The sequence below is a fragment of the Paraburkholderia silvatlantica genome (assembly GCF_003096715.1).
Taxonomy (GTDB): Bacteria; Pseudomonadota; Gammaproteobacteria; order Burkholderiales; family Burkholderiaceae; genus Paraburkholderia; species Paraburkholderia silvatlantica.
In genome coordinates this window covers 35,248-55,558 of the sequence record NZ_QEOL01000018.1, presented here as the reverse complement: position 1 = coordinate 55,558, position 20,311 = coordinate 35,248, and the positions used below count along the sequence as shown (strand labels likewise).

Sequence of the window (20,311 nt, the reverse complement as noted above, 5' to 3'; positions counted from 1 at the left end):
AGGACACATCATGCTGGAAGTCGACGATCTCGTCGTGAGCTATGGCCAGAGCGAAGTGCTGCACGGCATCGGCTTTTCGGTGGCCAACGGCGAAAGCGTGGCGGTGATGGGCCGCAACGGCATGGGCAAGACCACGCTCTTCAAGGCGCTCATCGGCATGCTGCCTGCCAATCGCGGCACGGTGCGCGTGGGCGGCGCCGACGTTTCGAAGGACGAGAGCTACCGGCGCGTCGCGAAGGGCATCGGCTACGTGCCGCAAGGGCGGCAGATTTTCGCTTCGCTGAGCGTCGAAGAAAACATTCAGACGGGACTCGAAAACGCGCAGAGCCAACGCATACCCGACGACATTTACGCGCTGTTTCCCGTGCTGTTCGACATGCGGCGTCGCAAGGGCGGCAATCTCTCGGGCGGCCAGCAGCAGCAACTCGCCATCGCGCGCGCGCTCGCGACCGACCCGAAAGTGCTGTTGCTCGACGAACCGACCGAGGGCATCCAGCCGTCCGTGATCAAGGACATCGCAAAGGCGCTCAACCAGATTCGTCAGACACGCAATATTGCCATTGTCGTGTCGGAGCAGGTGCTGAGCTTCGCGCTCGACGTCGCGGACCGGCTCTTCGTGATCGAGGGCGGGCGCTTCGTGCATCAAAGCACGCGCGACGCCGGCGACACCGACCGCATTCGCGAATACCTCTCCGTGTGAACGCCGAGCCTCATTACCTGACAACCTTCGAACCAAGGAGCGAATGCAATGCCCGAAACTCTCATCAAGGTCGACCTGAACCAGTCCGCCTACGAAAACGAGCAGGTCCACAACCGCTGGCATCCGGACATTCCCATAGCCTGCTGGGTCGATCCCGGCGACGACTTCGTGCTCGAAACCTACGACTGGACCGGTGGCTTCATCAAGAACGACGACAGCGCCGACGACGTGCGCGACATCGACCTCTCGATCGTGCATTTTCTCTCGGGCCCCGTGGGCGTGCGCGGCGCGGAGCCGGGCGACCTGCTCGTGGTCGATCTGCTCGATATCGGCGCGAAGCCGGACAGCCAGTGGGGCTTCAACGGCTTCTTCGCGAAGTCGAACGGCGGCGGGTTTCTCACCGATCATTTCCCCGACGCGCAAAAGTCGATCTGGGACTTCCATGGCGTGTATACGAGTTCGCGCCATATTCCGGGCGTGAATTTCGCGGGGCTGATTCATCCGGGCCTGATCGGCTGCCTGCCTGATCCGAAGCTGCTCGAAACGTGGAACGCGCGCGAAACCGGTTTGATCGCGAGCGCGCCCGAGCGCGTGCCGCCGCTGGCGAATCCGCCGTTCGCGGCCACGGCGCACATGGGCAAGCTCGAAGGCGACGCGCGCGACAAGGCCGCCGCCGAAGGCGCGCGCACCGTGCCGCCGCGCGAGCACGGCGGCAATTGCGACATCAAGGACCTGTCGCGCGGGTCGAAGGTGTTTTTCCCCGTCTACGTGGATGGAGCGGGTCTCTCCGTCGGCGACCTGCACTTCAGCCAGGGCGACGGCGAGATCACGTTTTGCGGCGCCATCGAAATGGCTGGCTGGGTGCATATGCGCGTGAATCTCATCAAGGGCGGCATGGCGAAATACGGCATTCGCAATCCTGTGTTCCAGCCGAGCCCGATCACGCCGACGTACAACGACTATCTGATCTTCGAAGGCATTTCCGTCGACGAGCAGGGCGGCCAGCATTATCTCGACGTGACCGTTGCGTACCGCCAGGCGTGCCTGAACGCCATCGAGTATTTGAAGAAGTTCGGCTATTCGGGCGCGCAGGCGTATTCGCTGCTCGGTTGCGCGCCGGTGCAAGGGCATATCAGCGGTGTCGTCGATATTCCGAACGCATGCGCGACGTTGTGGCTGCCCACGCAGATTTTCGACTTCGACATTCGGCCGAATGCCGATGGCCCGATCCAGCACATCAAGGGCGGCGTCGATCTGCCGTGCTCGCCCGATCTCGCAAAAGCGTAATCGATCGTCACACGAGGAACCTGTCATGCCGATTTACGACTTCGAATGCGCGAGCTGCGGCCCGTTCGCCGTCATGCGCCGCATTGCCGACCGCGAAAAGCCGTGCCGCTGCCCCGATTGCGGCGGAGAAGGATCGCGCGTGATCAGCGCGCCGTCGCTCGCGTTGATGGCGGGCACGCGTCGTCATGCGCACGCGGCGAACGAGCGCGCAGCACATGCGCCGCGTCAGTCCGGCGACGGGCCGCCGCTGCGCCATCGCGCCGGTTGTAGCTGCTGCTCGGGCGGCGGCTCGAAGCTCGTGGGCGCGCCGTCCGGCGGCCTCAAGCGGCCGGCGGGGCGGCCGTGGATGATCAGTCATTGATCTGACTATTCAGGAGAACACACACTATGAGACATGGTGATATTTCGAGCAGCCGCGACTGTGTGGGGGTCGCGGTCGTCAACTACAAGATGCCGCGTCTGCACACGAAGGCCGAGGTGCTCGCAAACGCGCGGAAAATTGCCGAGATGGTGGTCGGCATGAAGCAGGGATTGCCGGGCATGGATCTCGTGGTCTTCCCCGAGTATTCGACGCACGGGATCATGTACGACCGGCAGGAAATGTTCGATACGGCGTCCACGGTGCCCGGCGAGGAAACCGACATCTTCGCCGCCGCGTGCCGCAAGGCTAACGTGTGGGGCGTCTTTTCGCTGACCGGCGAGCGCCACGAGGCGCATCCGCACAAGGTGCCGTACAACACGCTCGTGCTGATCGACAATCGCGGCGAGATCGTGCAGAAGTATCGCAAGATCATGCCGTGGACGCCGATCGAAGGCTGGTATCCCGGCGATCGCACCTACGTGACGGACGGGCCGAAGGGCCTCAAGATCAGCCTCATTATCTGCGACGACGGCAACTATCCGGAGATCTGGCGCGACTGCGCCATGGGCGGCGCGGAACTGATCGTGCGCTGCCAGGGCTACATGTACCCGGCCAAGGAGCAGCAGGTGATGGTCGCGAAAGCCATGGCGTGGATGAACAACACGTATGTGGCCGTGGCGAATGCCACGGGCTGGGACGGCGTGTATTCGTATTTCGGCCATTCGGCGATCGTCGGCTTCGATGGGCGTACGCTCGGCGAATGTGGCGAGGAGGAGATGGGCGTGCAGTACGCCGAACTTTCCCTGAGCATGATTCGCGATGCCCGACGCAACATGCAGTCGCAGAATCATCTATACAAGCTGCTGCATCGCGGCTACACGGGTACGATCCATTCCGGCGACGGCGCAAACGGGGTCGCTGCGTGTCCGTTCGGGTTCTACCGAAACTGGGTAACGAATCCCGAAGGCACGCGGCAAGCGGTGGAAGCGCTTACGCGGACAACGCCGGGCACCGCCGAGTGTCCGATAGAAGGCATTCCCAACGGTGAGCACGACGAACGTCACTGAATGAAGCGTCTCAACTCCACCGTCGACGGGCGCCCGAAAATTTCCTCGGGCGGTCCGCTTTCCCATACGCGGCCTTCGTGCATGAACACCACGGTGTCGCTGACCGCGCGAGCGAAGCGCATTTCGTGGGTGACCATGATGAGCGTCATATCCTCGCGCGCCAGGCTTTCCACAACGCCCAACACCTCGCCGACCAGTTCGGGGTCGAGTGCGGACGTGATTTCGTCGCACAGCAGCACGCTCGGTTTCATGGCGAGCGCCCGCGCAATGGCGACGCGCTGCTGCTGTCCGCCCGAGAGTTGATCGGGATAGGCATCGAATTTACCGCCCAGACCAACGCGTTCGAGCATCTGCTGTGCGGTGGCGCGCGCCTCCTTACGCGACGTCTTCTTGACGACCGTTTGCGCAAGCATCACGTTTTCACTGGCGGTGAGATGCGGAAACAGGTTGTATTGCTGAAAGACCATCCCGACCTTCAGCCGCAGCGCGCGCAGGTCCGCGTGCCGTGCATCGACGTGTGCGCCGTCGATTTCGATCGATCCTGCGTCGATGCTTTCGAGTCCGTTCAGCGCCCGCAGCAACGTGCTCTTGCCGGACCCGCTGCGCCCGATGATGCTGACGACCTGGCCGCGTTCGACGGCGAGGTCGATTCCCTTCAGTACATGGTGGGCGCCGAACTGTTTTTCGACGCCTTCGGTCTTAACGAGCGGCATGCCATTTCCTTTGCAGCACCCGCGCGTATCGCGTAAGCGGATAGCACAGGGCGAAGTAGATTAGCGCGACGAGCCCATAGACGAGAAACGGGCGAAACGTCGCGTTCGAGATTTGCGTGCCCGCCTTCGTGAGTTCGGCGAAGCCGATGATCGAGACGAGCGCCGTGTCCTTGATGGCCTGCACGCCGAAACCCACGGTCGGACCGATGGCGATGCGCGCGGCCTGCGGCAGGATCACGTGGCGCAACTGCTCGAAATAGTTCATGGCGAGACTGGCCGACGCTTCCCACTGGCCCTTCGGCACCGCCTCCACACAACCGCGCCAGATCTCGGCGAGATAGGCGCTAGTGAAGAAGGTGAGGCCGAGCGTGGCCGCCATCCACGCCGAGACATCGATGCCCAGCAGCGGCAACCCGAAGTAGACGATAAACAGCTGCAGCAGCAGCGGTGTGCCCTGGAACACCTCGATGTAAATACGCACGAGCGAGCGCAGCACGCGCGACTTCGACACGCGCGCCACGAGCAGCAGCAAACCCACCACTGCGCCGGTAATGAACGAAACCAGTGAGAGCAGCACAGTCCAGCGCGCGGCCAGGAGCAAACCCTCGACGATCTGCGCGAACGTGAATTCGATCATCGCGCGCCTCGCAGGTTGCGCGTGAAGAGTCGCCGGCCGGCTGCGGTGAGGGCGGCGCGCAGGATGAGCGCCATTGCAAGATAGATCCCGGCGATGAGGAAATACGTTTCGAAAGCGCGGAAGTTGCGCGACTGCACATAGCTTGCGGCATACGTGAGATCCGCAACGGAGATCTGCGAGACGACGGCCGAGCCAAGCATCGTGATGACGATCTGGCTCGCCAACGCGGGAAACACCTTCGCGAACGCTTGCGGAAGCAGCACGTGCACGAAGGTTTCGCGGCGCGACATCGCGAGTGCTGCAGCGGCCTCGTGATGTCCGCGCGGTACCGCTTCAATGCCCGCACGCAGGATCTCGACGGAATACGCGCCGAGGTTCAGCGTCATGGCGAGCACGGCCGCCGTGTATTCCCCGATGTGCACGCCAAGTGCCGGCAGCCCGAAGAACACGAAGAAAAGCTGCACGAGAAACGGCGTATTGCGAATGGCCTCCACATAGGCGTGCACGGCTGCGCGCAGCGCCGCGCGGCGGCTCAGGTGCGCGGCGGCGCCCGCGACGCCGAGGCTGATGCCGAACAGCGTCGAGGCCGCCGTGAGCGCGAGCGTGACGGACGCACCGCTCGCGAACATGCCGGCATAGGCGGCGAGGTCGCCGAACTGAAGCTGATAGCTCATGAAGGAAAGGGTTGTGCAGAGGTGAATGCGCCAGCCGCGCACGGCGGCGGCGGGCGTGTCAAAGATTGGCGGGTAATGGCTGACCAAACCACTTCTTCGACATCGCCTGGAGCGAGCCGTCCTTCTTCGCCTGTTCGATGGCCGTGTTGACCTTCGCGAGCAGTTGCGGCTCGTTCTTGTTGAGGCCCACGAAGCACGGCGAGTCCTTGATGACGAACTTCATCTGCGGTTCGCGCGGCGGATGCTTCGCGAGGATGGCCGCGGCGACGATGTTGCCCGCCGCAATCAACTGCACCTGGCCGGAGAGAAAGGCCTGGATGGTGGCGTTGTTGTCGTCGAAGCGGCGAATGGTGGCGTTGGGCGCCATGCTGGTGAGCGCCACTTCTTCGAGCGCGCCGCGCGTCGCGCCGACGGTCTTGCCGGCGAGGTCCGCCGGTCCGCCGACCTTGATATCGGCCGGCCCGAAAACGCCCTGGAAGTAGGGGGCATAGGCCTGCGAAAAATCGATGACCTTCTCGCGCTCCGGCGTTTTGCCGAGCGAGGAGATCACGAGGTCGACCTTGTCGGTCTGCAGGTAGGGAATCCGGTTTCCGCTGTTGACTGGCACGAGCTGCAGCTTGACCTTCATCGATTTCGCGAGCAGTGCCGCCATGTCGATGTCGTAGCCTTGCGGCTGCATATCGGGGCCGACGGCGCCAAACGGCGGATAGTCCTCGGGCACGGCCACGCGCAGCGTGCCGCGCTTGGTGATGGCGTCGAGTGCATCGGCGTTGGCGGCCTGTGCAGCGAAGACGGTCAGTGCGGGCACGGCCAGCAGCGCGGCGAGCCAGCGGCGCCGTTGAAGTGAATTGGGCTTGTGTTCCATGCTGGGATTTCCGAAGAGATTTGCCGCCCGCAATGGATATCGCGCGGGCGTGCCGTGGTCCATGCAAGGATCGCGCCAGTGCCGGTGCGCCAGGCCTGTGAGCCCGCAGCGCATGAAACGACTGAGCCGGCGGTCGCCTGATACCGGATGGATTTCACCAGAACGGTGCGTGCGTATCGCAAGCTCAGCCCGGCGGGGTACCGCCGAGATCGAGAATATTGACAAAGTCTTCAGTCACACGAGGCAGCGTCCGACCGTGCTTCTTGACGAGCGCAATCGGGCGCACGAACGCCGGATCATCGATCGGCCGTGTGACGAGACCACGCTCCGCGTGCACTTCGCGCGCGGATTCCGGAAGAACGGAGATCCCGAGGCCGCCGCGCACCATCGCAACGGCGGTCATCATGTACATCGGCTCGCACGCGATATCGGGCGTGCAACGCGAGTTCGACAGCGCGGCGTCCACCACCGCGCGCACACTGGTTCCCGGCGCGGTCAGCACGAGCGGCATCGACGCGAAGTCGCCGACCGTCACCGTGCGCTTGCGGGCAAGCGGGTGGGACTTCGGACAGACGATCACGAGCCGGTCCTCGCCCGTCTGCAGGACGTCGAGTGTCGCATCGACGCTGTGGCCGCCCGTCAGGCCAATATCCACCTCTTCATTGCGCACGAGTGCGTTGACGGCGCTCGCCACGACGTCGCGAACCTGAAACCGCGCCTGCGGCACGCGCTTGCGAAACGCCTGGATCAGTTCGGGCAGCGCGCTGGCGGCGAAGGTCGGCAGACAGGCAAGCCGCACCGTGCCGCTCGAACCTTCGCCGAGCGCGCGCGCATCTCTGAGGGCCTGCTCCATGTCGCTTAGCGATCGCGTCAAGATAGGCAGCAATTCGCGGCCCGTTTGGGTCAGCGCAACGCTGCGGCTGTTGCGATCGAATAAACGCGCGCCCACCGTTTCCTCGAGGCGCCGAATCTGCACGGTCAGCGCGGGCTGCGATAAATGCAGGCGGGCCGCCGCGCGCGTGAAGTTGCCCGCGTGCGCCACGGTCACGAAAGCACGAATGTCGCGGAGATTGAGATCCATAACGAACTGTGATAGCTGCGATCAATTCATTTCAATTGCGTTATTACAGCGCCGAACTTACGCTGCTCCGTACTAAAAGACAAGACAGGAGACACAACATGCTGCCTTTGCTGGGGCTCGTGACGATCGTGGTGTTGCTGGCCGCGATTCTTTCAAAACGCATGTCGCCGCTCGTCGCGCTCATCATCGTGCCGATCGTCGCATCGCTGATCGGCGGATTCGGCTTGCAGACGAGCCAGTTTGTCATCGACGGATTGAAGAGCCTCGCGCCCGTCGTCGGCATGTTCGTGTTCGCGATTCTGTATTTCGGCACGATCACGGACGCGGGCACGCTCGATCCGATCATCGACCGCATCCTGCGCACGGTCGGCACCAAACCGACGCGTATCGTGGTGGGTACGACGCTGCTCGCGCTGCTCATTCACCTCGACGGCTCGGGCGCCGTGTGCTTTCTCGTCACCATCCCCGCCATGTTGCCGCTGTACGAGCGCCTGAACATGGACAAGCGCGTGCTCGCGGCGGCCGTTTCGATGGCGGCCGGCATCAACTTCCTGCCGTGGACGGGGCCGATGATCCGCGCGTCGGCGTCGCTGCATCTGCCGGTTTCGGCGCTTTTCAATCCGCTGATTCCGGTCCAGGCGATCGGTCTCGTGTTCGTGTTCAGCATGGCGTGGTGGCTCGGCTGGCGCGAGGAAAAGCGCCTCGGCTATGCTTCCGCCAGCGGCTCGGTTCCCCTGCCCAAACGCGAACTCACGCCTGAGGAACAGGCGCTGCGCCGTCCGCAAAACTTCTGGTTCAACATCGTGCTGACGGTCGTCGTGCTCGGCACGATGGTCGTGATGGGCGAGAAGATTCCGCCCGCGATCATGTTCATGGTGGGCTTGTGCATCGCGCTGATGGTGAACTACCCGAACGTCGACATGCAGCGCAAGCGCATCGACGCCCACGCGCGCGCCGCGCTGATGATGGCAGGCATTCTGCTCGCGGCGGGCGTGTTCACCGGCATCATGCAGGGCAGCGGCATGCTCAAGGCGATGGCGCAGGCGGCGGTCGGCGTCGTGCCGCCTGCGTTTGCAGGGCGGATTCCGGTCGCGCTCGGCGTACTGTCGATGCCGCTCTCGATGCTCTTCGACCCCGATTCGTTTTATTTCGGTGTGCTGCCGGTGATCGCCGAAGTGGCGTCGCAGCTCGGCGTGCCGGCGGTGCACATCGGGCAGGCCGCGCTGCTCGGCCAGATGACCACCGGTTTCCCCGTGAGCCCGCTCACGCCCGCGACATTTCTCGTCGTCGGCCTGTGCGGCATCGATCTCGCGGATCATCAGAAGTTCACGTTTCCGCTGTTGTTCGGCGCGTCGATCGTCATGACGATCGCGTGCGTCGTGCTGGGCGTGTTTGCGCTGTAATCAGGAGTTATCGACGTCATGAACCGGACCGGATCACCAAAACGCGTACGCATAGGCGCGGGCGCGGGCTACTCGGGCGACCGCATCGAGCCCGCTGTCGAACTCGCGGAACTTGGCGCGCTGGACTACCTCGTATTCGAATGCCTCGCGGAACGCACGGTCGCGATCGCACAGCAGACGCGCCGTCACGATCCCGAACTCGGCTACGATCCGCTGCTCGAAGCGCGCATGCGCGCCGTATTGCCGGTCGCCGTGAGGAACCGCGTGCGTATCATTTCGAACATGGGTGCAGCCAATCCGCGCGCGGCGGCGATCAGGACAGCGCGGCTTGCGCAGGAGCTTGGCCTGAGCGGACTGAAGATTGCCGCCGTCACCGGCGACGACGTGCTCGATGTCGTCCTGCAATCCCAACTGCGCTTCGAAGAGTCCGGCGACGATGTCGGCGACTACACGGACCGCATCGTCTCGGCCAATGCGTATCTCGGCGCGACGCCTATCGTCGAAGCGCTCGCGGCGGGCGCCGATATCGTGCTGACGGGGCGCGTCGCGGACCCGTCGTTGTTCACGGCGCCGCTCATTCACGCGTTCGGCTGGCGCATGGACGACTGGAACACGCTCGGGCAAGCGACAGTCGTCGGGCATTTGCTCGAATGTGCGGGCCAGGTGACCGGCGGCTACTTCGCCGACCCCGGCATCAAGGACGTACCGCATCTCGCGCGGCTGGGTTTTCCGATTGGCGAAGTGAGTGCCGATGGCAGCGTCGTCGTGACGAAGGTGCCGCATGCGGGCGGGCGAGTCACCGAAGCGACATGCAAGGAGCAACTGCTCTACGAGATTCACGATCCGCAGCGCTACCTTCAGCCCGATGTCGTCGCGGACTTTTCCCAGGTCCGTGTCGTAGAGGAAGCACCCGACCGCGTGCGCATAACGGGCGGACGCGGTGTTGCTCGCACCGGCACGCTGAAGGTGTCGGTCGCCTATCTCGACGGCTATATCGGAGAGGGGCAGATTTCCTATGGCGGGCCTGGCGCGGTCGAGCGTGCGCGGCTTGCGCTCGACATCGTGCGCGAGCGCCTCGCGATCACGGGTGTCGACACGAGCGAGCTGCGCTTCGACCTGATCGGTGTGAATGCGCTCTATGGCGACGCCCTTGCGGCCCATCACGGCGAGCCGTACGAAGTGCGCGTTCGCGTGGCGGGGCGCGCGGCGAACGCACGGGAGGCGGCACGCATCGGCAACGAGGTCGAAACGCTCTACACCAACGGACCTGCGGGCGGCGGGGGCGTCACCAAAACGACTCGCGAGGTGCTTGCCGTGCAGTCTGTGTTGCTGCCACGCGAACAGGTGAATCCAGTTTTTCAATTTGTCGAGGCAAACGATGAAACTGCGTGAACTGGCTCATGGCCGCACTGGCGACAAAGGCAATACGCTGAATATTTCGGTGATCTGCTTTGACGCGAGGCACTACGCCCATCTGCGCAACGTCCTGACGCCGGAGCGCATCAAGGCTCATCTCGCCGACGTGGTCAAAGGCGAGGTCGTACGCTACGAACTGCCGCTGCTGGGCGCGTTCAATTTCGTGCTCGGCAACGCGCTCGGTGGAGGCGTCACGCGGTCGCTGGCGCTGGACGCGCACGGCAAGTCGATGAGCATGGCGCTTCTCGATCTCGAAGTGGATGACCTTGCCGAATGACCGCAGTGCGGCGCGCGTCCTGAAAGGCGTGACGCTTCGCCGCGTGAAACACGGTTGAGCTTTAAGGGTTCTCCCCAATGCAGACCCATGTCCAAAAATTTGTATGATGACCACATGACATGGCAAATCTGATGATATGTTCGAGAAAATTCCCAACCGGGCGTTGAGCGACACCGTCGCGCAGCAACTGCTCGCGCAGATCGACAAGGGCACGTTCGCACGCGGCGGCAAGCTCCCGACCGAAGCCGTACTGGCTCAGGAGTTCGGCGTCAGCCGCACGGTGATCCGCGAGGCCATTTCGCGCCTGAAGAACGAAGGCGTGGTCGAGCCGCGCCAGGGCAGCGGCGTGTACGTCAGCGCGCACGGCGCGATCCGGCCGCTGCGCATCGACTACGCGGAAGCGATGGAAGGCGGCTCGGTGCTGCAGATTCTCGCAGTGCGCCGGGCGATCGAAGCCGAAGTCGCGGCGGAAGCCGCCATGCGCCGCACCGATGCCGACATGATGGCCATCGACGCCGCGCTCGGAAAGATCGACGAAGCCGTCGCCGAAGACCGCGACGGCGTCGCCGAAGACGTCGCGTTTCATCGCGCGATTGCCACTGTGACCGGCAATCCGTACTTCCTGAAGACGCTGACGTTTCTCAATCAATACCTGGAAGCGGGCACCGTGGTCACGCGCCGCAACGAGGCGCTGCGCGAAGACTTCTCACGTCAGGTGCGCGACGAACACGCGGCGATCGCCGCGGCGATCCGCGCCGGCGACCCCATGGCGGCGCGCAACGCCGCGCAAACCCACATGTACAACGCGGCGCGCCGTTTGGCCGAAGCCGGTATCCGCTGAATTTGCAGACGCATTCGCTCGCGTCATGCACGGCGCTGTCTGAAGCACTGTTCGTAGAGGAAAGGGTATGTCGCGAAATGTCGGAGTGATCGGTCTGGGCGCGATGGGCATGGGTGTCGCGCGTTCGCTGCTGCGCGGCGGTTTCAACGTCCACGCGTGCGACGTGCGCCGCGAAGTGCTCGACTCGTTCGTCGCCGTCGGCGGCACGGCCTGCGCGAATCCCGCCGAGCTTGGCGCGCAGTGCGATGTGGTCGTCACGCTCGTCGTCAATGCAGCGCAGACGGAAACGGTGCTGTTCGGCGAGCAGGGCGCGCTCAGGTCGATGAAGCCGGGCGGCGTGGTGATTGCGTGCGCAACGGTTGCGCCCGACTTTGCGATCGGCCTCGGCCGCCGCGTCGAAGCGTGCGGCCTGCACATGCTCGATGCACCCGTGTCGGGCGGCGCGGCGCGCGCCGCATCGGGCGACATGACCATGATGACGTCCGGGCCCGCCGCCGCGTATGCCGCATGTGAAGACGTGCTCGCCGCGATGGCGGGCAAGGTGCACCGGCTCGGAGAGCAGCATGGCGCGGGCTCGAAGGTGAAGATCATCAACCAGTTGCTCGCGGGCGTGCACATCGCCGCCGCCGCCGAGGCGATGGCGCTCGGTCTTCGCGAAGGCGTCGATCCCGATGCCCTCTACGAGGTGATTACGCACAGCGCCGGCAACTCGTGGATGTTCGAGAACCGCGTGCCGCATATTCTCGACGGCGACTATACGCCGCTGTCGGCCGTCGACATCTTCGTCAAGGACCTCGGCCTCGTGCTCGATACCGCGCGGCGCTCGAAGTTTCCGCTGCCGCTGTCGGCGGCTGCGCATCAGATGTTCATGATGGCCTCGACGGCGGGTCACGGCGGCGAGGACGATTCCGCCGTCATCAAGATTTTCCCGGGCATCGATGTGCCTGCGAAACGCTAAGCGGGAAGGGCGCAACGACATGACGAACACGACCGCCATCGCGGGCAAGCCGCTGCTCGGCTGCATTGCCGACGATTTCACGGGCGCGACCGATCTCGCGAACATGCTGGTGCGCGGCGGCATGCGCACCGTCCAGACGATCGGCGTGCCGCGCGCCGACGCTCGAATCGAAGCCGACGCGCTCGTGGTTGCGCTGAAGTCGCGCACGATCGACGCCGCCGGCGCCGTGGCGCAGTCGCTGGCTGCGCTCGAATGGCTGCGCGCGCAAGGCTGCCACCAGTTCTTCTTCAAATACTGCTCGACTTTCGATTCGACCGATCAAGGCAACATCGGGCCCGTTGCCGACGCGCTGCTGGACGCGCTATCGCCCACCGGAGGCGGTGCGCCGTTCACGATCGCATGTCCCGCGTTTCCCGAGAACGGCCGCACGGTTTATCGCGGGCATCTGTTCGTCGGCGACGTGCTGCTGAACGAGTCGGGCATGGAGCATCATCCGCTCACGCCGATGACGGACGCAAACCTCGTGCGCGTGCTGCAACGGCAAACGCACTCGAAAGTCGGCCTCGTGCGCTACGACACCGTGGCGCAAAGCGCGCAAGCCGTGCGCGCCTCGATCGATGCGCTGCGTGCCGACGGCGTGCGCATGGCGATTGCCGATGCTGTCTCGGATGCCGATCTCTACACGCTTGGGCAAGCGTGCGCGGACCTGCCGCTGATCACGGGCGGCTCGGGCGTCGCGCTCGGTCTGCCCGCGAATTTCCGCCGCGCCGGTCGGCTCGCCGATGCCGCCGATGCAGGCGAGTTGCCGCGTGTCGACGGCGCGTCGGCGGTGCTGGCGGGCAGTGCGTCGAAGGCGACGAATGCGCAGGTTGCCGCATGGCGCGAAACGCGTCCGGCGTACCGCATCGATCCGCTTGCGGCGGCGCGCGGCGAGCCGGTCGTCGAACAGGCGCTGAACTTCGCGCGCGAGCACATGCAGACAGCGCAGCCGCAGCCCGTGCTGATCTACGCAACGGCCTCGCCCGACGAGGTGAAGGCGACGCAACGCGAACTCGGCATCGCACAAGCCGGCGAGCTGGTCGAACGCACGCTCGCAGCGATTGCGCGCGGTCTGCGCGATCTCGGCGTGCGCAAGTTCGTGGTCGCCGGCGGCGAGACCTCGGGCGCCGTGGTGCAGGCGCTTGGCGTCGACATGCTGCGCATCGGCAGGCAGATCGATCCGGGCGTGCCCGCAACCGCCACGATCGGTGCCGAGCCGCTTGCGCTCGCGCTCAAGTCCGGCAACTTCGGCGCAGTCGACTTCTTCACGAAGGCGCTGTATCAGCTCAACGGAGACGCGCAATGACGGCGGCCATTCACACGAGCGGCGAAGCAAAAGTCCGCGAAGAAATCTGCGCGACGGGTGCGAGCCTGTACGCGCGCGGTTACACCGTCGGCAGCGCGGGCAACATCAGCGCGCGGCTCGACGACGGCTGGCTCATCACGCCGACGGATGCCTGCCTCGGCCGCCTCGATCCCGCGGAGATCGCGAAGGTCGATCTCGAGGGCAACGCGGTTTCGGGCGGCAAGCCGTCGAAAACGCTGGCGCTGCATCGCGGCGTGTACGAGCGCAACCGCGAAGCGCGCGGCATCGTGCATACGCATTCGACCCACCTCGTCGCGCTGACGCTCGCGGGCGTCTGGAGCGACGCCGACGTGCTGCCGCCCATCACGCCGTACTACGTCATGAAGGTCGGCCACATTCCGCTGGTTCGCTACCGGCGTCCCGGCGATCCGCAAGTCGCGCAACAGATTGCCTCGCTCGCCGGCAGCGTGCGCGGTGTGCTGCTGGAGCGCCTCGGGCCGGTCGTATGGGAGCGTTCCGTTTCGCAGGCTGCGTACGTGATCGAAGAACTGGAAGAGACGGCGCGCTTGTGGCTGATGACGAATCCGCGTCCCGCGCCGCTCGACGACACCGCGCTCGAGGAACTGCGCAAGGCGTTCGGCGCACGCTGGTAGCCCGTTCGAGCCTGTCGAGTTTTCCGCGCACCCGCGCGGCCCCTGGCGTATCACCCGCCTCAGGCAAAAAGCCGGAGGCCCGTCCGGCACGAAGCGGGCGGCCTGCAACCGGCGCCACCCCGAAGGAGACAACGCATGACAAGCTATCAGGCGGCATCCGTTCGCCCTGCATCCACCGCCGCCGCTGCCGGGCAACCCGGCACGGCCGAGATCGAGCGCACCTACGGCAAGGTGTTCTGGCGCATCGTGCCGTTTCTGATGCTGTGTTATGTGGTCGCGTATCTGGACCGCGTCAACGTGGGCTTTGCGAAGCTGCAAATGTCGCAGGACCTCGCGTTCAGCGAGACCGTGTTCGGCCTCGGTGCGGGCGTGTTCTTCGTCGGCTACTTTCTCTTCGAACTGCCCAGCAACATCCTGATGCACCGGCTCGGGGCGCGCATCTGGATTGCACGCATCATGATCACGTGGGGCCTGCTCTCCGCCGTGTTCGTGTTCGTTCGGACTCCCCTGCAGTTCTATGCGCTGCGTTTCCTGCTCGGTCTCGCCGAAGCAGGGTTCTATCCGGGCGTCATCCTGTATCTCACGTACTGGTTCCCATCGCATCGCCGCGCGAAGATCATCGCAGTGTTCATGTCGGCAATTCCGGTTTCCGGCATTTTCGGCAATCCGTTGTCGGGCTGGATCATGCAGACTTTCGATTCCCGTCACGGCTTCGCCGGCTGGCAATGGATGTTCGTGATCGAAGCGGTGCCCGCCATCGCCATCGGCATCGCGACGATCCTGTACCTCGACAACGGCATCGCCGGCGCGAAATGGTTGACGCCGCGCGAAAAGAAACTGCTCGCCGACGAGATCGCGGCGCAGCCGCAGGAAGCCGCGAAGTCGCATTCGCTGGGCGCCGTGTTCCGCGATCCGCGCACGTGGTGGATGTCGCTGATCTATTTCGCGTTCGTCACCGGCCAATACGGACTCACGTTCTGGATGCCGACGCTCGTGAAATCGACCGGCGTGACGGGTGCGTTCGAAATCGGCCTGCTGAGCGCGATCCCGTTTCTCGTCGCCATCGTCGTGATGAACGTGATGGGCCACAGCGCGGACAAGCGCCGCGAGCGCCGCTGGCATCTGATCGGACCGGCGCTGGCGGGCGCGGTCGGCTTCACGGTCGCGGCTTCGTTCGCGAACAACACGGCGGTGTCGATTGCGTTCCTGTCGATCGCCGCTGCGGGCGTGCTGACCTGTGCGCCGCTTTTCTGGTCGCTGCCCACGGCGTTCATGTCCGGCGCGACGGCGGCCGTGGGCATCGCGATCATCAATTCGATCGGCAATCTGGCGGGCTTCGCCAGCCCGTACATGATCGGTTATCTTAAGGATCTCACGCACAGCACGCAGTCCGGCATGTACGTGCTTGCCGCGATGCTCGCGATCGGCGCGCTCGCCGTCTGGCTGACGCCCGCGCGGCTCGTGAACCGCTAAACGTATTCAAGGAGTCGCTTCGATGCCACGCTTCGCCGCCAATCTTTCGATGATGTATAACGAATACGCGTTTCTCGACCGTTTCGCCGCCGCCGCGCGCGACGGTTTCGAGGCCGTGGAGTTTCTGTTCCCCTATGAATTTTCGGCGGCCGACATCAAGCGGCGTCTTGACGAGAACGGGCTCACTCAGGCGCTGTTCAATGCGCCGCCTGGCGACTGGGCGGCGGGCGAGCGCGGCATCGCGTCGTTGCCGGGCCGCGAGGACGAGTTTCGGCGCAGTATCCAGACAGCACTCGATTACGCGCGGGTACTCGGCAACGACAAGTTGCACGTGATGGCCGGATTGATCAAACCGGAGCAATCGCGCGCCGCGCATCGCGAGGTGTATCTGAAGAACCTCGCCTATGCGGCGCAGGCCGCCCAGGCTCACGGCATCACCGTCGTCATCGAGCCGATCAACACGCGCGATATGCCCGGTTTCTTTCTGAACCGGCAAGACGACGCGCAGGCCATCTGCGCGGAAGTCGGCGCGCCGAACCTGAAGGTGCAGTTCGATCTGTACCACTGCCAGATCGTCGAAGGCGATCTCGCCGTCAAGCTCAAGCGCGACATGCAGGGCATCGGGCATATCCAGATTGCGGGCGTGCCCGAGCGGCACGAGCCGGACATCGGCGAAGTGAACTACCCGTATCTTTTCTCGCTGATCGACGCACTCGGCTACGACGGCTGGATCGGTTGCGAATACCGGCCGCGCGCAGGCACTTCCGATGGGCTTGGATGGATCAGGCCGTACGTAAAGGCGCGTAGCTGAGCGCACTCGACACACACTGAGGAACAACAGCGACATGAAAGTACTGATCACAGGCGGTGCGGGATTTCTCGGCCAGCGTCTCGCGCGCGAACTGCTCGCACGCGGCGCACTGTTGGGCGCGCATGGAATGCGCGAGCCGATCACCGAACTGGTGTTGCTCGACGTCGTCGCGGCGCCGGGACCGGCTGACGATCGCGTGCGTGTCGAAGTCGGCGACATTGCCGAGCGCAGCGTGCTCGAACGTCTGATCGACGACAGGACGTCGGCGATTTTCCATCTCGCGGCGATTGTCAGCGGCCAGGCGGAAGCGGACTTCGATCTCGGCATGCGCATCAATCTCGACGCGTCGCGGCTGCTGCTCGACGTGTGCCGTGAGCGCGGGCATCGGCCACGCGTCGTGTTCACGAGTTCGGTTGCGGTCTATGGCGGCGATCTGCCCGATGTCGTGCTCGATGAAACCGCATTGAATCCGCAGTCCTCGTATGGTGCGCAAAAGGCCGTAGCCGAATTGCTGCTCAACGACTTCTCGCGACGCGGTTTCGTCGATGGGCGCGTCCTGCGCCTGCCGACCATCAGCGTGCGGCCGGGCAAGCCGAATGCGGCGGCGTCCTCGTTTGCGAGTGGCATCATTCGCGAGCCGCTGAACGGTGAGCCGGCCGTGTGCCCAGTGAGCGGTTCGACGCGGCTGTGGCTGCTGTCGCCGCGCAAGGCGATCGAATGTCTCGTCGCCGGATGTGAGATCGATGGCGCGGCGCTCGGCAACCGGCGCACGGTCAATCTGCCGGGCGTGTCGGTGACGGTCGACGAAATGATCGCCGCGCTGCGCGAAGTGGCGGGCGATGCCGTCGCGGCACGGATCGAATGGAAGGCGGACGAGCGTGTGGAGAAGATCGTCGGCAGCTGGCCCGCGCAGTGGGACGTTGCGCGCGCGGCCCAGCTTGGCCTGCAAGGCGACGCGTCGTTCAAGGATATCGTGCGCGCATTCGTCGACGATGAACTCGGCGGGAAGATTCCACAGCATTGATTGCCTGCACGCGAACGGGTTCGCCCACGTCGGCCGATTGCGCAAGAAACAACGGAGAGAACAGGCTGCGCCTCGTCATTTTTCTGTAATGATTGAGTAACGGCCCTGTTGGATCGCACTGCCTAGACTGCTATCACGCCCGGCTGGTATAAGGGCGCAAACGAGCACAGAATCAGTGGAACGCGCATGCGAGTGCAGGGATCGACGCCATGAAAATCCTCGTCATCGAAGACGAAGCCAAGACCGGTGAGTACATCCAGAACGGCTTGACGGAAGCCGGCTATGTGGTGGACGTGGCCACGAACGGCATCGACGGGCTGCATCTCGCGCAGGAGATGGGTTACGACCTGATCCTGCTCGACGTGATGATGCCGGAGATGGATGGCTGGACCGTCATGAAGAAGCTCGGTGCGCGCATCAAAACCCCGGTGTTATTTCTCAGCGCGCGCGGCACGCTCGAGGACCGGCTGAAGGGCCTCGATCTCGGCGCCGACGATTACCTCGTCAAGCCTTTTTCGTTTGCCGAGTTGCTGGCGCGCATTCGCATCATATTGCGGCGCGGCCAGCCTCAAAAGCAGGAGGAGCAGGTCTTCGAAGTCGGGGATCTGCGCGTCGATGTGCCGAAGCGGCGAGTTGACCGGGGCGGCGTGCGTCTTACGCTCACCAACAAGGAATTCAACCTGCTGGCGTTCTTTCTGGAGCATCAAGGTCAGGTGTTGTCGCGCGCCTTGATCGCATCGCGCGTCTGGGACATGAACTTCGACAGCGATAGCAACGTGGTCGATGTTGCGGTGCGCCGGCTGCGGCAGAAGATCGACGACCCGTTCCCGGTTCGCCTGATTCATACGATTCACGGTGTGGGATATCGTTTCGAGTACGAAGCATGAAGCGGCTTTCCCTCACCACGCGCCTTGCGTTGTTATACGCGCTCATCGTATTTACCGCGATGGCGTTGCTCGGCACCTTGCTGTATCGCGGCCTGGAGCGGCAACTGATGGTGCGCGACGACGCGGCGCTGGTGACGCGGGTGGACCAGCTTCGCACGCTGATGAACGATGTCGACGTGCGCGAGCTGATACGCGACAAGCCTCATCTTTTCGCGAACATGCTCGGCAATACGGAATCGTTGCTGATCGTGGGCTTTCCGGGTGAAGCGCCGCTCATTACGGTGAATCCCGGCCACAAGGCGGTGCCGGACATGAAGCCTGTGCCGGTGGACGCGCCGCTCACGCTCGGCGCCGTCCAGCATACGGTGGCGGCCGACGGAACGCCGTTCATCTACGTCGCCGCTGCGGCGCACGACGTCGCCGGAAAGCGGGATCTGCAGATCATCTCCGGCCGCTTGCTGACCGAGCGCACGCAATTGCTGCGGACATACCGCAACCGGATATTGTTGTTCGCCTCCGCTGGCGCAACCATCGTTGCGCTGCTCGCTTTCGTCCTCGCGCGCCGCAACATGCAGCCGTTGCGCGTTCTCGCGGCGCAAACCGGGGCGATCGGAATCAGCACGCTTTCGACACGCATCGAGCAGCGCGCCGCGCCGCCCGAGCTGGACGCACTGATCGCGGCGTTCAACGGCATGCTCGATCGGCTCGAGCGCGGCTTCACCCAGTTGAAACAGGTATCGGCGGACATGGCGCATGACCTGCGCACGCCCATCGGCAATCTGCTGGGGCAGACCGAAGTCGGCTTGAGCCAGACGCGCGACGCCGCGTATTACCAGCGGCTTCTCGGCTCGAATTACGAGGAGCTGCAACGCCTGTCGAAGATGATCGACAACATGCTTTTTCTCGCGCGCACCGAACAGGCCGATAACGCCATCGAGCGCAAGGACTTGCCGCTTGCCGTGGAGTTCGGGCGCATGCAGGAGTACTTCGAAGGTCTCGCGGAGGACCGCAACGTGAGCCTCGAGTGGCGCGGCGAAGGCCACGTATGCGCGGATCCGGATCTGTTGCGCCGTGCGCTGGGCAATCTGCTTGCGAATGCCTTGCGGTACGCGGAACCGGGTACCGCAATCTCGACCGTAGCGCAGCAAGGACCGGACGCCACGACGCTCCATGTCGAGAATCGCGGGCCGACGATCGAGCCGCATCATCTCGAACGGATCTTCGACCGCTTCTATCGGGCCGATCCGTCACGGCACCGGTCGTCGGAGTCCAGCGGGCTAGGGCTTTCGATCGTGCGCAGCATCATGTTGCTGCACGGAGGCACGTGGCACGCATCCAGCAGCAACGGCGTGACGCGCTTTACGCTCGTGTTCCCGCGGCAGCGTGAGCGGCGCAGCCATTAGGCGCCCAGCAACGGCGGCGCGACAAACCGCGCTATGATGGGCTGCCTTGAATTGGGAATGCGGGACGCAACCCGTCGGTGCGCGCATGGGTTGTTCGTACGAGTGGAATTCAGCGGTTATTCCAGTCATGAAGCGTAGAAGACGCGATGAAACAACGTACATGGCGCAGACTCGCTGCCGTTTGTTCATTCCTGGCTTTCATGCCGCTTGCGGGTTGCGTGGCCCGCGGCGCGCCGTCCTGGTCGCTCTTCGGGGCGTACTTCCCGTACTGGCTCGTGAGCGCCGTGATCGGCATCGCAGGGGCGATCGTCGCACATCGCGTGTTCGTCGGGACCGGCTGGGTTCGCCAGGTGCCTTACCAGCTTTCGGTCTGTACCGCGATCGGGATCGTCGTCGGCGTGCTCGTCTGGCTATGGGGAACGGGGCAGCTCTGAT

At 64.3% G+C, this 20,311-nt stretch carries 22 protein-coding genes; 17 read left to right on the top strand and 5 right to left on the bottom strand.

The window, feature by feature from the left end; genetic code table 11:
• Positions 1-10: 10 nt before the first annotated feature.
• From urtE to C7411_RS22705, 4 genes are read left to right on the top strand one after another with little or no spacing between them, the layout of a single operon-like run.
• Complete coding sequence (urtE, locus tag C7411_RS22720) at positions 11-700, top strand: urea ABC transporter ATP-binding subunit UrtE (protein ID WP_110386303.1); 690 nt, start codon at positions 11-13, stop codon at positions 698-700.
• A gap of 48 nt (positions 701-748) precedes the next feature.
• Complete coding sequence (gene fmdA, locus C7411_RS22715) at positions 749-1,987, top strand: formamidase (protein WP_110386302.1); 1,239 nt, start codon at positions 749-751, stop codon at positions 1,985-1,987.
• A 25-nt stretch (positions 1,988-2,012) separates the two neighbouring features.
• On the top strand, positions 2,013-2,348 hold the full coding sequence (locus tag C7411_RS22710) for an FmdB family zinc ribbon protein (protein ID WP_110386301.1): 336 nt from the start codon (positions 2,013-2,015) through the stop codon (positions 2,346-2,348).
• Between the two features lie 26 nt (positions 2,349-2,374).
• The gene (locus tag C7411_RS22705; RefSeq protein ID WP_110386300.1) at positions 2,375-3,415 is read left to right on the top strand and encodes an aliphatic amidase; all 1,041 of its coding nucleotides are present in this window, start codon (positions 2,375-2,377) and stop codon (positions 3,413-3,415) included.
• Here the strand turns inward: C7411_RS22705 and C7411_RS22700 are convergent.
• The 5 genes from C7411_RS22700 to C7411_RS22680 all read right to left on the bottom strand — a co-directional run bounded on the left by C7411_RS22700 (position 3,409) and on the right by C7411_RS22680 (position 7,385).
• The gene (locus C7411_RS22700; protein WP_110386299.1) at positions 3,409-4,128 is read right to left on the bottom strand and encodes an amino acid ABC transporter ATP-binding protein; all 720 of its coding nucleotides are present in this window, start codon (positions 4,126-4,128) and stop codon (positions 3,409-3,411) included. The two genes, C7411_RS22705 and C7411_RS22700, sit on opposite strands and share 7 nt — an antisense overlap.
• Positions 4,115-4,765 carry an amino acid ABC transporter permease gene (locus tag C7411_RS22695; protein WP_110386298.1) on the bottom strand — a complete coding sequence of 217 codons (651 nt, stop codon included), beginning with the start codon at positions 4,763-4,765 and terminating at the stop codon, positions 4,115-4,117. The genes C7411_RS22700 and C7411_RS22695 overlap by 14 nt, the downstream gene beginning before the upstream one ends.
• Entirely contained in the window at positions 4,762-5,439 is a 678-nt protein-coding gene (locus tag C7411_RS22690) for an amino acid ABC transporter permease (RefSeq protein WP_110386391.1), read from the bottom strand. Before C7411_RS22690 ends, C7411_RS22695 begins: the two co-directional genes overlap by 4 nt.
• 58 nt (positions 5,440-5,497) lie before the next feature.
• A complete protein-coding gene (locus C7411_RS22685; RefSeq protein WP_110386297.1) occupies positions 5,498-6,304 on the bottom strand; it encodes a transporter substrate-binding domain-containing protein in 807 nt (268 codons plus the stop codon).
• Between the two features lie 184 nt (positions 6,305-6,488).
• Positions 6,489-7,385 (bottom strand): LysR family transcriptional regulator, encoded by an 897-nt coding sequence (locus C7411_RS22680; RefSeq protein ID WP_110386296.1) that lies wholly within the window; start codon positions 7,383-7,385, stop codon positions 6,489-6,491.
• 98 nt (positions 7,386-7,483) lie between these two features.
• On the opposite strand from C7411_RS22680, the gene C7411_RS22675 reads away from it, so the two are divergent.
• The 13 genes from C7411_RS22675 to C7411_RS22615 all read left to right on the top strand — a co-directional run bounded on the left by C7411_RS22675 (position 7,484) and on the right by C7411_RS22615 (position 20,310).
• A complete protein-coding gene (locus C7411_RS22675) occupies positions 7,484-8,788 on the top strand; it encodes a CitMHS family transporter (protein ID WP_110386295.1) in 1,305 nt (434 codons plus the stop codon).
• Between the two features lie 18 nt (positions 8,789-8,806).
• Positions 8,807-10,180 (top strand): acyclic terpene utilization AtuA family protein, encoded by a 1,374-nt coding sequence (locus tag C7411_RS22670; RefSeq protein ID WP_110386294.1) that lies wholly within the window; start codon positions 8,807-8,809, stop codon positions 10,178-10,180.
• Complete coding sequence (locus C7411_RS22665; RefSeq protein WP_110386293.1) at positions 10,167-10,481, top strand: AtuA-related protein; 315 nt, start codon at positions 10,167-10,169, stop codon at positions 10,479-10,481. Before C7411_RS22670 ends, C7411_RS22665 begins: the two co-directional genes overlap by 14 nt.
• A gap of 136 nt (positions 10,482-10,617) precedes the next feature.
• Positions 10,618-11,322 (top strand): FadR/GntR family transcriptional regulator, encoded by a 705-nt coding sequence (locus C7411_RS22660; protein ID WP_110386292.1) that lies wholly within the window; start codon positions 10,618-10,620, stop codon positions 11,320-11,322.
• Positions 11,323-11,389: 67 nt separating this feature from the next.
• On the top strand, positions 11,390-12,280 hold the full coding sequence (gene ltnD, locus C7411_RS22655) for an L-threonate dehydrogenase (protein ID WP_110386291.1): 891 nt from the start codon (positions 11,390-11,392) through the stop codon (positions 12,278-12,280).
• A gap of 19 nt (positions 12,281-12,299) precedes the next feature.
• Positions 12,300-13,625 (top strand): 3-oxo-tetronate kinase, encoded by a 1,326-nt coding sequence (otnK, locus tag C7411_RS22650; RefSeq protein WP_110386290.1) that lies wholly within the window; start codon positions 12,300-12,302, stop codon positions 13,623-13,625.
• Positions 13,622-14,278, top strand: coding sequence for a 3-oxo-tetronate 4-phosphate decarboxylase (gene otnC / locus C7411_RS22645; protein ID WP_110386289.1), 657 nt, complete (start codon positions 13,622-13,624; stop codon positions 14,276-14,278). Before otnK ends, otnC begins: the two co-directional genes overlap by 4 nt.
• A gap of 135 nt (positions 14,279-14,413) precedes the next feature.
• A complete protein-coding gene (locus tag C7411_RS22640) occupies positions 14,414-15,751 on the top strand; it encodes an MFS transporter (RefSeq protein WP_110386288.1) in 1,338 nt (445 codons plus the stop codon).
• A 22-nt stretch (positions 15,752-15,773) separates the two neighbouring features.
• Positions 15,774-16,562: a 2-oxo-tetronate isomerase gene (otnI, locus tag C7411_RS22635; protein ID WP_110386287.1), complete on the top strand. Its 789-nt coding sequence runs from the start codon at positions 15,774-15,776 to the stop codon at positions 16,560-16,562.
• A gap of 34 nt (positions 16,563-16,596) precedes the next feature.
• Positions 16,597-17,586 (top strand): D-erythronate dehydrogenase, encoded by a 990-nt coding sequence (gene denD / locus C7411_RS22630; RefSeq protein ID WP_110386286.1) that lies wholly within the window; start codon positions 16,597-16,599, stop codon positions 17,584-17,586.
• 209 nt (positions 17,587-17,795) lie between these two features.
• Positions 17,796-18,473, top strand: coding sequence for a heavy metal response regulator transcription factor (locus C7411_RS22625; protein WP_110386285.1), 678 nt, complete (start codon positions 17,796-17,798; stop codon positions 18,471-18,473).
• On the top strand, positions 18,470-19,876 hold the full coding sequence (locus C7411_RS22620) for a heavy metal sensor histidine kinase (protein ID WP_110386284.1): 1,407 nt from the start codon (positions 18,470-18,472) through the stop codon (positions 19,874-19,876). The genes C7411_RS22625 and C7411_RS22620 overlap by 4 nt, the downstream gene beginning before the upstream one ends.
• 146 nt (positions 19,877-20,022) lie before the next feature.
• Positions 20,023-20,310 carry a hypothetical protein gene (locus C7411_RS22615; RefSeq protein WP_110386283.1) on the top strand — a complete coding sequence of 96 codons (288 nt, stop codon included), beginning with the start codon at positions 20,023-20,025 and terminating at the stop codon, positions 20,308-20,310.
• The last annotated feature ends 1 nt before the right edge of the window (position 20,311 follow it).

What these genes read in the sequence shown, in the direction of transcription:
- urtE (WP_110386303.1), top strand. Translation starts at nt 11, where the DNA reads ATGCTGGAAGTCGACGATCTCGTCGTGAGCTATGGCCAGAGCGAAGTG.
- fmdA (WP_110386302.1), top strand. Translation starts at nt 749, where the DNA reads ATGCCCGAAACTCTCATCAAGGTCGACCTGAACCAGTCCGCCTACGAA.
- C7411_RS22710 (WP_110386301.1), top strand. Translation starts at nt 2,013, where the DNA reads ATGCCGATTTACGACTTCGAATGCGCGAGCTGCGGCCCGTTCGCCGTC.
- C7411_RS22705 (WP_110386300.1), top strand. Translation starts at nt 2,375, where the DNA reads ATGAGACATGGTGATATTTCGAGCAGCCGCGACTGTGTGGGGGTCGCG.
- C7411_RS22700 (WP_110386299.1), bottom strand. Translation starts at nt 4,128, where the DNA reads ATGCCGCTCGTTAAGACCGAAGGCGTCGAAAAACAGTTCGGCGCCCAC.
- C7411_RS22695 (WP_110386298.1), bottom strand. Translation starts at nt 4,765, where the DNA reads ATGATCGAATTCACGTTCGCGCAGATCGTCGAGGGTTTGCTCCTGGCC.
- C7411_RS22690 (WP_110386391.1), bottom strand. Translation starts at nt 5,439, where the DNA reads ATGAGCTATCAGCTTCAGTTCGGCGACCTCGCCGCCTATGCCGGCATG.
- C7411_RS22685 (WP_110386297.1), bottom strand. Translation starts at nt 6,304, where the DNA reads ATGGAACACAAGCCCAATTCACTTCAACGGCGCCGCTGGCTCGCCGCG.
- C7411_RS22680 (WP_110386296.1), bottom strand. Translation starts at nt 7,385, where the DNA reads ATGGATCTCAATCTCCGCGACATTCGTGCTTTCGTGACCGTGGCGCAC.
- C7411_RS22675 (WP_110386295.1), top strand. Translation starts at nt 7,484, where the DNA reads ATGCTGCCTTTGCTGGGGCTCGTGACGATCGTGGTGTTGCTGGCCGCG.
- C7411_RS22670 (WP_110386294.1), top strand. Translation starts at nt 8,807, where the DNA reads ATGAACCGGACCGGATCACCAAAACGCGTACGCATAGGCGCGGGCGCG.
- C7411_RS22665 (WP_110386293.1), top strand. Translation starts at nt 10,167, where the DNA reads ATGAAACTGCGTGAACTGGCTCATGGCCGCACTGGCGACAAAGGCAAT.
- C7411_RS22660 (WP_110386292.1), top strand. Translation starts at nt 10,618, where the DNA reads ATGTTCGAGAAAATTCCCAACCGGGCGTTGAGCGACACCGTCGCGCAG.
- ltnD (WP_110386291.1), top strand. Translation starts at nt 11,390, where the DNA reads ATGTCGCGAAATGTCGGAGTGATCGGTCTGGGCGCGATGGGCATGGGT.
- otnK (WP_110386290.1), top strand. Translation starts at nt 12,300, where the DNA reads ATGACGAACACGACCGCCATCGCGGGCAAGCCGCTGCTCGGCTGCATT.
- otnC (WP_110386289.1), top strand. Translation starts at nt 13,622, where the DNA reads ATGACGGCGGCCATTCACACGAGCGGCGAAGCAAAAGTCCGCGAAGAA.
- C7411_RS22640 (WP_110386288.1), top strand. Translation starts at nt 14,414, where the DNA reads ATGACAAGCTATCAGGCGGCATCCGTTCGCCCTGCATCCACCGCCGCC.
- otnI (WP_110386287.1), top strand. Translation starts at nt 15,774, where the DNA reads ATGCCACGCTTCGCCGCCAATCTTTCGATGATGTATAACGAATACGCG.
- denD (WP_110386286.1), top strand. Translation starts at nt 16,597, where the DNA reads ATGAAAGTACTGATCACAGGCGGTGCGGGATTTCTCGGCCAGCGTCTC.
- C7411_RS22625 (WP_110386285.1), top strand. Translation starts at nt 17,796, where the DNA reads ATGAAAATCCTCGTCATCGAAGACGAAGCCAAGACCGGTGAGTACATC.
- C7411_RS22620 (WP_110386284.1), top strand. Translation starts at nt 18,470, where the DNA reads ATGAAGCGGCTTTCCCTCACCACGCGCCTTGCGTTGTTATACGCGCTC.
- C7411_RS22615 (WP_110386283.1), top strand. Translation starts at nt 20,023, where the DNA reads ATGAAACAACGTACATGGCGCAGACTCGCTGCCGTTTGTTCATTCCTG.